The 12,266-nt window shown below is 53.1% G+C and carries 17 protein-coding genes; 14 read left to right on the top strand and 3 right to left on the bottom strand.

The genetic code is table 11. The features are described from left to right. From FZX13_RS08975 to FZX13_RS08925, 11 genes are all read left to right on the top strand, one after another. Positions 1-657, top strand: a complete 657-nt coding sequence (locus FZX13_RS08975; RefSeq protein WP_115022950.1) for a TVP38/TMEM64 family protein — start codon at positions 1-3, stop codon at positions 655-657. A 109-nt stretch (positions 658-766) separates the two neighbouring features. Next, entirely contained in the window at positions 767-1,192 is a 426-nt protein-coding gene (locus FZX13_RS08970) for a hypothetical protein (RefSeq protein WP_226409276.1), read from the top strand. Further along, positions 1,189-1,764, top strand: coding sequence for a phycobilisome polypeptide (locus FZX13_RS08965; RefSeq protein WP_226409274.1), 576 nt, complete (start codon positions 1,189-1,191; stop codon positions 1,762-1,764). Before FZX13_RS08970 ends, FZX13_RS08965 begins: the two co-directional genes overlap by 4 nt. A gap of 72 nt (positions 1,765-1,836) precedes the next feature. Then, the gene (locus FZX13_RS08960) at positions 1,837-2,595 is read left to right on the top strand and encodes a phycobilisome rod-core linker polypeptide (protein WP_115022947.1); all 759 of its coding nucleotides are present in this window, start codon (positions 1,837-1,839) and stop codon (positions 2,593-2,595) included. Between the two features lies 1 nt (position 2,596). After that, complete coding sequence (locus FZX13_RS08955; RefSeq protein ID WP_226409272.1) at positions 2,597-3,310, top strand: pentapeptide repeat-containing protein; 714 nt, start codon at positions 2,597-2,599, stop codon at positions 3,308-3,310. A 171-nt stretch (positions 3,311-3,481) separates the two neighbouring features. Then, positions 3,482-4,366 (top strand): phycobilisome linker polypeptide, encoded by an 885-nt coding sequence (locus tag FZX13_RS08950; protein WP_115022945.1) that lies wholly within the window; start codon positions 3,482-3,484, stop codon positions 4,364-4,366. 55 nt (positions 4,367-4,421) lie between these two features. After that, positions 4,422-6,068: a phycobilisome rod-core linker polypeptide gene (locus FZX13_RS08945; RefSeq protein ID WP_115022944.1), complete on the top strand. Its 1,647-nt coding sequence runs from the start codon at positions 4,422-4,424 to the stop codon at positions 6,066-6,068. A gap of 74 nt (positions 6,069-6,142) precedes the next feature. Next, positions 6,143-6,886: a phycobilisome rod-core linker polypeptide gene (locus tag FZX13_RS08940; protein WP_115022943.1), complete on the top strand. Its 744-nt coding sequence runs from the start codon at positions 6,143-6,145 to the stop codon at positions 6,884-6,886. 282 nt (positions 6,887-7,168) lie between these two features. After that, positions 7,169-7,711: a phycobiliprotein lyase gene (locus FZX13_RS08935; RefSeq protein ID WP_226409270.1), complete on the top strand. Its 543-nt coding sequence runs from the start codon at positions 7,169-7,171 to the stop codon at positions 7,709-7,711. 9 nt (positions 7,712-7,720) lie between these two features. After that, positions 7,721-8,335, top strand: a complete 615-nt coding sequence (locus tag FZX13_RS08930) for a chromophore lyase CpcT/CpeT (protein WP_226409268.1) — start codon at positions 7,721-7,723, stop codon at positions 8,333-8,335. A gap of 1 nt (position 8,336) precedes the next feature. After that, positions 8,337-8,642: a CpeR family transcriptional regulator gene (locus FZX13_RS08925; protein WP_115022937.1), complete on the top strand. Its 306-nt coding sequence runs from the start codon at positions 8,337-8,339 to the stop codon at positions 8,640-8,642. Between the two features lie 8 nt (positions 8,643-8,650). On the opposite strand, the gene FZX13_RS08920 is transcribed toward FZX13_RS08925, so the two are convergent. The 3 genes from FZX13_RS08920 to FZX13_RS08910 all read right to left on the bottom strand — a co-directional run bounded on the left by FZX13_RS08920 (position 8,651) and on the right by FZX13_RS08910 (position 9,550). Then, complete coding sequence (locus tag FZX13_RS08920; protein ID WP_226409266.1) at positions 8,651-8,884, bottom strand: Nif11-like leader peptide family natural product precursor; 234 nt, start codon at positions 8,882-8,884, stop codon at positions 8,651-8,653. Between the two features lie 61 nt (positions 8,885-8,945). Next, complete coding sequence (locus tag FZX13_RS08915) at positions 8,946-9,227, bottom strand: Nif11-like leader peptide family natural product precursor (RefSeq protein ID WP_115022933.1); 282 nt, start codon at positions 9,225-9,227, stop codon at positions 8,946-8,948. Positions 9,228-9,229: 2 nt separating this feature from the next. Continuing rightward, on the bottom strand, positions 9,230-9,550 hold the full coding sequence (locus FZX13_RS08910) for a hypothetical protein (protein ID WP_115022931.1): 321 nt from the start codon (positions 9,548-9,550) through the stop codon (positions 9,230-9,232). Between the two features lie 242 nt (positions 9,551-9,792). On the opposite strand from FZX13_RS08910, the gene FZX13_RS08905 reads away from it, so the two are divergent. From FZX13_RS08905 to mpeA, 3 genes are all read left to right on the top strand, one after another. Beyond that, positions 9,793-10,989, top strand: coding sequence for a HEAT repeat domain-containing protein (locus tag FZX13_RS08905; protein WP_166017579.1), 1,197 nt, complete (start codon positions 9,793-9,795; stop codon positions 10,987-10,989). 176 nt (positions 10,990-11,165) lie between these two features. Then, complete coding sequence (locus FZX13_RS08900; protein WP_006850273.1) at positions 11,166-11,702, top strand: bleomycin hydrolase; 537 nt, start codon at positions 11,166-11,168, stop codon at positions 11,700-11,702. 46 nt (positions 11,703-11,748) lie between these two features. Further along, the gene (mpeA, locus tag FZX13_RS08895) at positions 11,749-12,246 is read left to right on the top strand and encodes a class 2 C-phycoerythrin subunit alpha (protein ID WP_115022927.1); all 498 of its coding nucleotides are present in this window, start codon (positions 11,749-11,751) and stop codon (positions 12,244-12,246) included. Positions 12,247-12,266: the final 20 nt, after the last annotated feature.

Raw genomic sequence — 12,266 nt, 5'->3', positions numbered from 1 at the left:
ATGTCAAGGCTGAAGACAGGGCTGAAGGTCAGCGCCTGGGTCGCCGTCTTCATTGTTGCCGTCGTTTATCTGCAGCGTTACGGCATCGCGCCGCTGCAGAGCGCTGTGAATGACATGGGCATCTGGGCCCCACTCGGTCTTTTTCTGCTGCGGGGGGTGAGCATCATCCTGCCGGCGCTGCCGAGTTCCGTTTATTCCTTACTGGCCGGCTCTCTGCTGGGGTTCAAGGTCGGCTACCTCACGATCATCCTCTCGGACCTGGTGTTCTGCAGTGCGGCGTTTTTCATCGCCCGCCGCTGGGGACGCGGCCCGGTCAGCCGTCTGGTGGGGGCCAGCGCGATGAAACGGATCGATGGCTTCAGCAAAAACCAACTGGAAGGCAACTTCTTTTTGATGACGGGTCTGCTGATGACCGGACTGTTTGATTTCCTTAGCTATGCCATCGGGATCAGCCGCACCCACTGGCGCATCTTTGCCCCTGCTCTGGTGATCAGCGTGCTGATCAGCGATTCGATCCTGGTGGCCGTCGGCGCAGGCGTGGCTCAGGGCGCAAGCCTCACCCTGGGCTTGGCTCTGCTAGCGATGTTTGCCCTGGCCACTGTCACGGGCCTGCTGAAAAAGAACTCCTCAGCGGTGCCCTCAGACGACACCCCCTGACGCGAAACCTCAGGGATCACTGCTGGTGCATGTCGATTCCCACGAACCGATCACCTGCACGGGGAAATTCCAGGACACTGGTTAAATTCATGTTGAGCGGCGTTTCTTGATGAGCGCACTGGCAGATCCGAGAATTGTTGTCCTTCAGGACCAGGCCGGCAGCAGCGGTGAGCTGGATCTACCAGTAGGAGATGGCTGTTTTCGGATCAATCTTCGCGATGAAAACATCGAGCTCTGGCAAGAGACGTTTGATCAACACACCTCGCCAGCCAATCTTCTGCTGGCTTGCGAAGAAAGCAGCGGCGATCTGAAAGACACGCGACTGACGTGGGTGGTCGGATCAGCCATCCGCACAGCGACGGCCTCCAATCCAGACGCCGTGGCTGTGCTGTTGTCGCAATTGGGCATACCGGCAGAACTCAGCGAAGCTGCAATCACCCGTTGCCCTGGGCTTGGCCAAGACTTGGTGTGGGCCTTTTACTTGGAACGCCACGGCTGGCTCATCGCCACACCAGTGGCCACCGTCAACGATTGAACCTCCAGAACATCGATTTCAAGACCCTGGTGCAGGGTGCGCAAGTTCAGGGCCTGAGCAAAAGCGAGGCACTGCCCCAGGCCACGCGCGCCATCCTCGAGCGTGCCGACCAGGGGCAAAGACTGCTCACACCCGATGAACTGGCCAGCATCTGCCAGTCGTCAGGAGTGGATTGCACGCTCCCCGACAACCTGACGAACAGGACAAATGACTTGGTGAATCAGGCGAGGGGCCACCTGCTTGAAACCCAGCCAGAGCTCGTGGAGCCGGGCGGGGCTCTCCACCCGCAGGACAGAGCAGAGGCCTGCTGGCGCGACTGCTGGAACTTTCTGCGCGTCATCATCTATGCGGTGGCATGCAACCAAAGCCGCTTTACAAATCCCAACGGGATGGCGGCCCTGCGGGAGCTCTACAGGCGGATGAATGTCCCCATCGAGGGGATGAATATCGCCCTCGACCAGCTGAGACAGCAGGCCTTGAAAGAGATCTCGCGACCAAGCGACCGGCAGTTGATCAACGACTGCTTCCAGCACCTCAGTGCGGAGCTCAACAAATCTGCAGTTAAGAGCTGATAAGCCCAGCCACCTCACACCCAATTATCAAGAGAAGATCACACCCAAGTATTTCTACTCACGGGGCACGCCATGGCCATCCCGCTTCTTGGGTATCCGCTCAACACACAGAACGGTCGCGTCAGCAATCTTGCCGGTGACAGCAGCACCATCAAGCCTCAGATGTATGCCTCCTGTGCTGCAGGCGATGACACATCCAGAGTCGAGATCGACAGTTTGATTGAGCAGGCCTACCGGCAGGTGTTCTTCCATGCGATGCGCAGTGATCGCGAACCGTTCCTTGAATCACAGCTGCGCAGCGGAAACATCACGGTTCGGGATTTCATCCGTGGCCTGCTCCTGTCAGAACGCTTCCAGCAGGGTTACTACCAGTGCAGCTCGAACTACCGCATGGTGGACCAGGTCGTCGGCCGAGTACTCGGCCGCCCGACCCATGGCGACGCTGAACGCCGTGCCTGGTCCATCGTGATCGGCGAAAAGGGTTTCACATCCTTTGTCGACGCCCTGCTGGACAGCCCCGAATACATGAACTGCTTCGGGTATGACCTTGTTCCGCAGCAAAGGTCCCGCGTTTTGCCCGGACGGGGTCTCGGAGAAATCCCCATCTACCAACAATTCCCGCGCTACGGAACCGACTGGCGCGACGCGCTTCAAGATCGAGCGCCCAGCCAGCAAGGCGCCGAGGCACAACGACTGAACGTCGCCGCCACATGGGTGAACGACGAACCGCCTGCCTTCGCACTGAAGCTCTGGCTCGGTCTGTTTGCCGTCGGTGGATTCGAGATCGTGCGGGTGCTCCTTACGATCGTTGTTGCCATGCTCCGCAACTGAGATGTCGATGCCCAAATCTGGGGCTCTTAATCTGCGTGAATGGGCGGCACCGGAACAGTGCGGAGCAACCAGCTCCGCTAACAGTCCAGTCGATGCTCGAGGAGCCGACTGGAGTGGTCAAGACTTAGGACAACTCGACCTGAGAGACGCCAAACTCTGTCGATGTGATCTACGCGGCACGAATCTCAGCAAGTGCCAACTCGAAGGAGCTGACTTACGCCTAGCCCGTTACGACCAGACAACTTTGGTACCGGAAGACTTCGCACTCAACACGAGCGGAGCCGTTGGCCCAGGGGCCAAGCTGAATGGGGCTTTTCTCAACAGCACAGATTTGCGGGGAATGGACCTCAGAGGCAGCGTGCTGATGGGTGCCTATTTGAGTGGCTCAGACTTGAGTGGAGCTCTGCTGGATGGAGTTTCCTTAGCTGGCGCGGACCTGCGATCAGCCACATTTCGCGGAGCCATGTGCCGGGGGACCCGATTCGGAACCTGCGAGATGGACATGGCCGATCTGCGCGGCGCCAACCTTGAGGGGGCGGCTCTCGACACGGTCACGTCGATTCGCGGAGCAGACTTTTCCCTGTGCACCGGGCTGGAGGATCAAATTGCCACGCTTTTGAGCCGATCAGTCGAAGAACTCGACTGCTGGAATCCGATCACCCGCTCCACGACAAGAGGAAGCCTTGAATCCCTGATCAATGGGAAAGACGCCTAAGGCGAACGTTCCGAATCAAAACTTTTCCTGCGAAAACCGCCGAGATCGCAGTCACGGGCCAGGAATCACTGTGTGACGCAACAGTTGGACACAATGGATTGAGGTTTATAAAGAATCCTCTTCACACGAAGGCTTCTGGACGACTATTAGTCGAAGCCATGCGAGTAATTCATGCCTTTCGGTCCAGCCTCGCTTCTCGGGGTCGAACGCTTCTCTGAGGAGAGCGAAGCCCCCCTCGAGCTGATCCCAGGCGATGAGGACGCCAAGAAAGAACAGATCATCCGAGCCGTTTACAAGCAAGTGCTTGGCAACGCTTACGTGATGGACAGCGAGCGGCAGATCGTCGAAGAATCCCAGTTCAAGCTTGGTGAAATCAGCGTCAGAGAGCTGGTGGGTCGCATTGCCAAAAGCGACCTGTATCGCAGCCGCTTCTTTGATAACTGCGCGCGTTACCGTTACATCGAGCTTGCGTTCCGCCACCTTCTAGGCCGCGCACCTGCTGACTACGCGGAAATGCGTGAGCACGCCGATCGCCTGGATAGCAAGGGATATGAAGCTGATATCGACAGCTTTCTGAATAGTGAGGACTATCAGAACGCCTTCGGCGAATGGACGGTCCCGTATCAGCGGGGCTGGAAGACCGAAAGCTGCGCCACCTTGCAGGAATTCACCTGGAGCTTCCAGTTGCTGCGCGGCAACAGCAGCAGCAGTCTTAAAGGTGATCTTGCAGGCAACAGCAGCAAGCTAGGAGGTTCGGCTTATCTGAACCGAGCCATCGCAGTGGTTCCCCCTTCCTCGAAAGACACCGCTGGCTGGAGTTTCCGTCCGTCCCCCAACCTTCAGGACGCACCAACGCGCCTCGGAGCTGGCGCAAGCGATCAAGGCCTCACGTATCGGGTCGAGGTCACGGCCTACAAAGCCAACAATGTCAGGCGGATTTCCCGCTACACCCGCGGCAACCGGGTCTTCTACGTGCCGTTTGACAAGCTCTCCGAGCAGTTCAAACGCATCCATAACGAAGGCGGCAAAATTGCCAGCATTACGCCGGTGACCTAAACGCTTCATCCGCACTCATCTCGACGCACACGACCCCATCTCCCCTCACAAAACAATGGCCAGCACACAATCTTCTCTTGGCTTCGGCACAACCACCAAGTGGAGTGATCCCGTTCGCTTCCAGCGCAAGGGAGTAGCCCAAACCGCTGCCCTCACCATTGGTGAGTTCCTGAAGCAGTCGTGTGATCAGATGGCGATTGGGGTTGGTCCACGCACTCACGAGGACTGCCCCCATCGCGTCACGAGCGAGTGCTACAGCCCAGAAGATGTGGCGTCACTGGCAACGGTGATCAGTGCTTCATATCGACAGGTTTTTGGCAACGCCCATGTGATGGATTTCGAGCGTTGCTCGGAATTGGAAGCTCAGCTTCGGGACGGTCGTTTGACCGTGCGTGAATTCGTTCGTGGTCTGGCCAAGTCCAGCTTCTACAAGGACCGTTTCTTCAGAAGCGTTGCCCCACAGCGGGGTGTCGAGCTGACGTTCAAGCACCTGTTGGGTCGCGCACCTGAAACACAGGCCGAGATCTCAGCGAAAATCGCCCTACAGGCAGAACACGGTCACGACGGCTTTGTCGACAGCATCGTTGACTCCGCGGAGTACCTCGAAGTCTTCGGTAGCGACGTTGTGCCCTATGCCCGCTCATGGAGTTCACCCGCTGATCTGTCAACAGCAGCCTTCCCACTGCTGGCTGCTCTTCAAAAGAGCTTTGCTGGCAGTGATAGTGCCCGCGGTGGAAGTCCTGCGCTGACCCGCAGCCTCGCCAACGGCGTTGCGCCACGGATCAGTCTCCCAAGTCAGCCTGTCGGCCTGCGTCCATCGTCCGGAAGCTACACCTCCACCCAATTCAGCAGCAAGTCACCTGGCATTACCTCAGGCAAAGACTCCGGACCAATGCGGGGCGATGCATACGTCACCTTCGGTCTTGGCCAGCGGGAGCAAGAAACCTATCAACGTTGCCCTGGTGACGGCCCGGATCAACTTGCTTCATTGATTCGCTCCACCTACAAGCAAGTGATGGGCAATCCCCATCTGATGGAGTTCGAACGCGTGATTTCCGCGGAGAGCAAATTCATCGAGGGCATCCTCAGTACGCGTGAATTCGTCCGCGCTGTTGGTCTTTCGGCCGAATACAAGCGTCGTTTTTTCGAAACCAGCGCCCCGTATCGGTTCATCGAACTGAACTTCAAACATTTCTTGGGAAGAGCTCCTCAATCCCAGGCTGAAATCAGCGAACACACCAAGATCCTTGCCGAAGGCGGCTACGAAGCTGAAATCGCTAGCTACGTCGACAGTGAGGAATACCAAAGCACCTTTGGTGAAGACACTGTTCCCTTCGCCCGGATCCTTACAGAAAGCGGCCGCTCTCAGGTTGCTTTCAACCGTCATCTGAGCCTGGCAGAAGGTTTCGCTGCAAGTGACACCGTTGTGAGCAGCTCTGCCTTGGTGGGTTCTGTCGCCACGGGGATGGTTCCCAGTGGATGGAGCAACACCACCAGCCGGGCGAACCGCACCGGTACACAGTCCGGTGCGCCCGATCCCACCAAGAAGCGTTTCCGGATTGTGGTTTCTGCTCAGACCGCGCGTTCTCGTCAACGCACGGCTGGCAACACCTACGTGGTGTCCGGCAAAGACATGAGCAGCCAGATGAAATACATCCATGCCCGCGGAGGCAAGATCACGTCCATCACTGAGGTGATGTAAAGGCAAATCAATTGCCGCTACTGGGAGCTACTTCATGAAGCAGCTCCCTCAAATCACCTTCTAATCACATCATCATGACTGAGCCAACAACTCTTTCCTCGGCTGCCAACGTCGACACAACACATGCTTCGGATGTGATTCGACAAGCGTACCGCCAGGTTTTTGGGAATCGACACCTGATGGAACTCGACGTGAACGCCTCGATCGAGGCATTGTTCATGAATGGAGATCTGACAGTCCAAGGATTGGTAACGGCTCTCGCGCAGTCAGAAACATACAAAAAGCTGTTTTTAGAAACCAACAGCCCATACCGCTTTGTTGAACTGAACTTCAAGCATCTCCTTGGCCGTCCACCCCGTGACCAAGCAGAATTGATGAGTCATGTCCGCCTCCTGCAAGAAGAAGGATATGAAGCAGAGATCGCTAGTTACACCTACAGCGATGAATATCTTGCGGCCTTTGGCATCGACCAAGTCCCTTACAACCGGGCCACACAGAGCGTCGTTGGCGGAAGCACGCTCTTTTTCACACGGGCAAGAGCTTTGGATGCCGGTTATGCCGGATACGACAACGCGGAAACAGATTCAAAACTCTTGAACAGTCTCTGCACTGACAGTTCACCAGAGGCACAAGATCGTAGAGGTGTTGGCAATGCCGGCACATTGACCATCAACTGGACATCCCCCCGACAGGTTGGTGCCAATCGCAGAGCGGTGCAGAAATCAGTGGTGAACCAAACGTCCATGTCGGCAACCATCAAAACAATCTTGTCTCAGGGAGGCAAGATCCTTTCTATTGCGAAGGTTAACTCCTTTTGATTTTCGTAGAATTATCGCCGGCTCATCAGTGATGATGGCAAGATAATCAAAGATCAGTCAAAGCAGCCGTCCGGCCGCCAACTACAGGAGCAACAACCTTTCTAAACATGCCTATTCTGCGCCCACCATCAAGTGAACACCCAAGCAGGAACACAACATTCCTGCAATCTGTAGCGTCGACCCCCATGGCCATGTCCATGATGGTCGATTCAATGGTTAACATGATGCAGATAAACCGTCCTTCACTGGATGAGCTCAACCCAGAAAGCAACACAACCTCGCATGACGATTGAGCAATTTGTTGCTCAAAGTTCAGGCAAGTGGCGCTCAATGCGATCAGGACACTCTCTAGCTTTTCAACAGTTTGAAGAAGTTCTTAGCGAAGTCACAATAGAAGAGATCGATAAAGAAAACACCGCGGTACAACAGCTACTTGAATCATCAATTATCACAAACCAAGATGACCACTTGGTTACATCTCCATTCAGAATGGAGTGGTGCGCAGAAAGCGATTGGGAACCCGAAGATCCGTCAGAAGTGTCATCAGGATCTTGCATTATTGTTCCTCTAACAAAAGACAATTGCTCAGGAAAATTAATCAGAAGCGTTGGATACGCAGAATCTGAGGCCGCAATATCTGAATATCACTTTTTGGATGATGGTACGTTTACCCTAACAACTCAATATGAGCAATCAATTGCGGAAGAAAGAATCTGGTTTGTTTCAGAAAATGTTCGCTGTAGATCCTCCGTCTTGAGAACATCTGCCGGATCAGGGATACTACAAACTTCGTTTGCATCCGAAGTCAGACGCATTAACGCGTAGAGACACAAGATGAAGATGAATTTAGCCATTGCCGAATTCGCGAAGACTCTCGCTGGTGTTTACGACAACATCGAGCAGTCACAACAGAATCCAAAGGATTTTGCTCGAATCAATATCTTTTTTCGACCCTTACCGTGGCACGTCTTCCAAGGGCCTGGCTTTTATTCTGAACAATGTTACGACTATGCACCATGGGATCCCTATAGACAGGGAATTCATCGTTTAACTGCAAGCAAAGAATCATTCATAGTAGAGAACTACGGATTCTCTAACCCGAGAAGATTGGCTGGAGCAGGTCGTGATGCCGAACTCATGAAAGACATCAACACTGCGACCTTAAAAAAACGCTGTGGATGTGCAATGCATTTCCAACAAGAAAAAGCAGGTCATTACATCGGAAAAGTTGAACCGGGAAAAAACTGCTTAGTTCCACGAGACGGAAAACTAACTTATCTTGTTAGCGAAGTTGAAGTGGATCAAGAAAATTGGATCAGCCGTGATCGAGGATTTGACCCCAAGACAGATGAACAGATCTGGGGATCCGAGCATGGCCTTCTAAAATTCAAGAGAATTAAAAGTTTCTCCGAAGAAATCACTGATAAGTGGCTAAATAGCAAAGCCTGAGATGCAGGATACACAAAAACAAATGAAAGCATGGATACGTTCTCAGCATCTAATATGCGTTGGAACAGACTTTATCTTCGAAACTGTTGATCAAACACAGCTAGAAAAGTTTGATAGTTGCATACAAGCAATTGGCGGAAGAATTAGAAGAGTTAAAGCTATCGGGAATTGGCCAATGGGACCAAGGCGATCATTCAAAATACTACAAGCTACCGCAAGTGTACCTAGACCAGGAGGAGAAGAACTTGTCACGTATTGGGCCAAAAAAGGCAGCAAATCAACAAGATATTCAGAAATCAATTCTTGAGGGAATTCTTACTCTTCAAACCATCCCATCCACGTATCCTGAGTAAAGTCAGTATGTTTGCTCCACTTTCTCAAAATTGCAGAAGAATCGATTTCAAAACCATTAGCGGCAGCGATATCGATAACTTGATCTTGATTAAGAGCGGCTTTAATTTGAGCTTTTAGGTCAGGATTTTGGCGAACCAAAGCAATAAAAGCTTCTAAAGTACTGTCTTGATTTGCGCTAAGGGCAGAATTGGGCATTTAGAGCCTCTGAAATGATAGGAATGAGTCTAGACGGAACGACTGCAAACAGACAGTACAACTAGGCACCATCCATCAACATGGCTCTCCAAGGAGCAACCCTACGGAAAGCCCATGACCAATGATCGTTCGTAATGGTTTGAATGGCTAAGACTTCAGATTCAGACAAGACAACTGCATCTGATTCGACATACTGAAGCCAAGCTGAAATTGAAAACACATAATCACGGGAGGCTGCATAATCAACAATATCCTGATCAGTCTCGCAGGCCTTCAATCCAGTGGCCATGGCATGGTCGTACACAACCAGGTTAATAAACTGCTCAATAACAGAATTCGACATCGTTAACAGCTTTCAATCCAAAGCGCAAAATTAACCTTTTCACAAATCATCTGCAGAACCAAAGGACCTCCAGGGCATCGCAACAAACGCCAAGGAATATTTTTCTCCAACACACCAGAATCAATAGTAATTTTAGGGGGACTCGTTGCCTGCTCGTAAGGAATCAGTGCTGCACCAGTGAGTGTTGGTTCAACCTGTTTAACAATGTCTGTCAATTGAGCCAACTCAACAACCAAGTTAAGTTGATTTTGAACCTCTATAGAACTCTGAACAGCTTGCACGAACCTTGGAAGTGCTTGCTCAAGCTCAGGCGAAACAGGCATGGTGTCAAACTTCTCTTCACTACAATAACAGAAGGGAAGGATGCGTTAAAGCTGAAACCAGAAGAACGGCGATATACATTAATCATGAATCAATTACCTCTAAGCCGGATATATCGATGCTATGGTCAAAAGGACAATGGAACTCCTAAGCCGCTGCAGACTCAGACATGATCAAGCTCAATTTGGAGCTCCACTAGCAGCTGGCAACGAAATCCAGGTTTTTCTTTAACGACCCCTGAGACATGGCCGAAAGATTCGACAACTTGGTTGAAGGCTTGACAGAGGAGCAGGCTATGGCTGTCATCTTGGCTGATCCAGACACACTTGAGAGGCCGGTTGATAAATACATGGCCGCGACAAGACTCGGCGCGAGCAACACTGAAGAATCCCTCGAAGTGCTGATTAAAGCTTCAGAGTTAGATCCGGAACATCTCTATAATCGCATCACCCGACGCAAGGCAATCGACGCCCTTGGCAGAAGAAAAAGCACAAAAGCTCTGCCCTCTCTTTTTCGCGCATTGACCTGTAGTGACGAAGCAGCAGTCATCAATTCAGTAGAGGCGATTACAAAAATAGGAGCCCCACTAACTGAAACAGACCAAGAACAATTACTGGGTGCACTCGAAGGAGAAGATATTCAGAAAAGAGCTGTCATTCAGGCCTTCTGTCGATTGGGTGTCTCCGGAGTCATCGACAGCATCAGACCACTTGCTGAAGACTGCAATCCACTGGTGGCTGGTGCAGCAAGAGCATACTTATCAAAAGTTACCCTGCAATCCAAAGGGCTGGATGTACTCATTCCTCAATTGGTCGATCCAATCGCAGGGAGAAGGCGTTCTGCCGTTATCGATCTCGGTGATGCTGGCGATGTATCAAGACTAGAGGCTCTCGTAACCGCACCTGTCTCGATGTCGTTGCGCGCTAGGAGTGCATTTCAGTTGGTCGACCCAGACAAGAAATGTCAAATTCCCGATAGGTATACCGAGTTGATCACACAACTCCTACAAGACAACCCCCAACAACTGAAACTTAGGCAGGAGTGGATTTGCGCCGTCGAACCGACGGAGATCGAAAACAACCTCCAGCATCGCGATGAAGCACGTCAGTACGGAGGAGCCTCAAGCTTGATGGCCATGGCCATGCCAGAAAGACTGGTCTTGATTGACGACATCAAAGAAAAACTATGGAGCGATTATGTAACGCACTATTACCTAACAGCCGTTGTAAGCCTTCAGGGTTTGGGAGAGCGAAGCGAACTCATCAGGCTTGCCTTGGCTGAAACGATTCCTCAATACACAAAATCGCGAATTGCGGCGGCCTGGGGATGCCTCCGCTTGGGCCTTGTGGACCAGAAGCCTCTGCTGGAGGAGCTTTCGGCGAATGCCTTCTGGCTACCACTGAAATGGAGCTGCCAACAAGTCCTTAAACAGATGTCATAAAGCGGGGCACAAAGAGATGAATAGTCAAAGGATGGTTGGCGGAAAAACTTCACTAATTTTTCCTTTGTCAACTTGTGTGTCCTGACGACGGTGTTCAGGAAGTCGGTCTGGAAAGCAGGGGTATGTTCATTCGTGATGCGGAATGCATCTCCCCAAACAACGTATTCCACAACCCCATGCTCGACGCATTCTCCCGGGCTGCTGTCTCGGCCGATTCCAGCGGCTCCTTCATTGGTGGCGGCGAACTTGCCTCTCTGAAGTCGTTCATTGCTGATGGCAACAAGCGCCTTGACGCTGTGAACGCCATCACTTCCAACGCCAGCTGCATCGTGTCAGACGCCGTCGCCGGCATCTGCTGCGAGAACACCGGCCTGACAGCCCCTAACGGTGGTGTTTACACCAACCGCAAAATGGCTGCTTGCCTGCGCGACGGCGAGATCGTTCTGCGCTACGTCTCCTACGCACTGCTCGCCGGTGACGCTTCTGTGCTGCAGGACCGCTGCCTGAACGGTCTCCGCGAGACCTATGCAGCTCTGGGCGTTCCTACCGGATCCGCCGCTCGCGCTGTTGCCATCATGAAGGCAGCCGCCAGTGCTCTGATCACCAACACCAACAGCCAGCCCAAGAAGATGGCTCTGACTTCTGGTGATTGCGCCAGCCTGTCTGGTGAAGCTGCTAGCTACTTCGACATGGTGATCAGCGCCATCAGCTGAGCCAGAGATTGATTTTCTGCACACCTGAACAACCTTCTTCTTAATCATGAAGTCCGTCATCACCACCGTCGTCGGCGCAGCCGACAGCGCTTCCCGCTTCCCCACCGCCTCCGACATGGAGTCCGTCCAGGGCTCCATCCAGCGTGCTTCTGCTCGTCTGGAAGCTGCTGAGAAACTCGCCAGCAACTACGACCAGGTCGCTCAGGAAGCTGTCGACGCTGTCTACAGCCAGTACCCCAACGGTGCCACCGGCCGTCAGCCCCGTAAGTGCGCCACCGAAGGCAAAGAGAAGTGCAAGCGTGACTTCGTTCACTACCTGCGTCTGATCAACTACTGCCTGGTCACCGGCGGCACCGGCCCTCTGGATGAGCTGGCCATCAATGGTCAGAAAGAGGTCTACAAGGCTCTCAGCATCGATGCTGGTACCTACGTGGCTGGTTTCTCCCACATCCGTTCCCGTGGTTGCGCCCCTCGCGACATGAGCGCTCAGGCTCTGACCGCTTACAACCAGCTGCTCGACTACGTGATCAACTCCCTGGGCTGATCATCAGTTCAAGCTGAGTG

Source organism: Synechococcus sp. MU1625, from assembly GCF_020514205.1.
Taxonomy (GTDB): Bacteria; Cyanobacteriota; Cyanobacteriia; order PCC-6307; family Cyanobiaceae; genus Parasynechococcus.
This window is presented reverse-complemented; position numbering and strand designations above follow the sequence as displayed.

Excerpts from the sequence above, each read along its gene's own strand:
- FZX13_RS08975 (WP_115022950.1), top strand. The coding sequence starts at position 1 with ATGTCAAGGCTGAAGACAGGGCTGAAGGTCAGCGCCTGGGTCGCCGTC.
- FZX13_RS08970 (WP_226409276.1), top strand. The coding sequence starts at position 767 with ATGAGCGCACTGGCAGATCCGAGAATTGTTGTCCTTCAGGACCAGGCC.
- FZX13_RS08960 (WP_115022947.1), top strand. The coding sequence starts at position 1,837 with ATGGCCATCCCGCTTCTTGGGTATCCGCTCAACACACAGAACGGTCGC.
- FZX13_RS08955 (WP_226409272.1), top strand. The coding sequence starts at position 2,597 with ATGTCGATGCCCAAATCTGGGGCTCTTAATCTGCGTGAATGGGCGGCA.
- FZX13_RS08950 (WP_115022945.1), top strand. The coding sequence starts at position 3,482 with ATGCCTTTCGGTCCAGCCTCGCTTCTCGGGGTCGAACGCTTCTCTGAG.
- FZX13_RS08945 (WP_115022944.1), top strand. The coding sequence starts at position 4,422 with ATGGCCAGCACACAATCTTCTCTTGGCTTCGGCACAACCACCAAGTGG.
- FZX13_RS08940 (WP_115022943.1), top strand. The coding sequence starts at position 6,143 with ATGACTGAGCCAACAACTCTTTCCTCGGCTGCCAACGTCGACACAACA.
- FZX13_RS08935 (WP_226409270.1), top strand. The coding sequence starts at position 7,169 with ATGACGATTGAGCAATTTGTTGCTCAAAGTTCAGGCAAGTGGCGCTCA.
- FZX13_RS08930 (WP_226409268.1), top strand. The coding sequence starts at position 7,721 with ATGAAGATGAATTTAGCCATTGCCGAATTCGCGAAGACTCTCGCTGGT.
- FZX13_RS08925 (WP_115022937.1), top strand. The coding sequence starts at position 8,337 with ATGCAGGATACACAAAAACAAATGAAAGCATGGATACGTTCTCAGCAT.
- FZX13_RS08920 (WP_226409266.1), bottom strand. The coding sequence starts at position 8,884 with ATGCCCAATTCTGCCCTTAGCGCAAATCAAGACAGTACTTTAGAAGCT.
- FZX13_RS08915 (WP_115022933.1), bottom strand. The coding sequence starts at position 9,227 with ATGTCGAATTCTGTTATTGAGCAGTTTATTAACCTGGTTGTGTACGAC.
- FZX13_RS08910 (WP_115022931.1), bottom strand. The coding sequence starts at position 9,550 with ATGCCTGTTTCGCCTGAGCTTGAGCAAGCACTTCCAAGGTTCGTGCAA.
- FZX13_RS08905 (WP_166017579.1), top strand. The coding sequence starts at position 9,793 with ATGGCCGAAAGATTCGACAACTTGGTTGAAGGCTTGACAGAGGAGCAG.
- FZX13_RS08900 (WP_006850273.1), top strand. The coding sequence starts at position 11,166 with ATGCTCGACGCATTCTCCCGGGCTGCTGTCTCGGCCGATTCCAGCGGC.
- mpeA (WP_115022927.1), top strand. The coding sequence starts at position 11,749 with ATGAAGTCCGTCATCACCACCGTCGTCGGCGCAGCCGACAGCGCTTCC.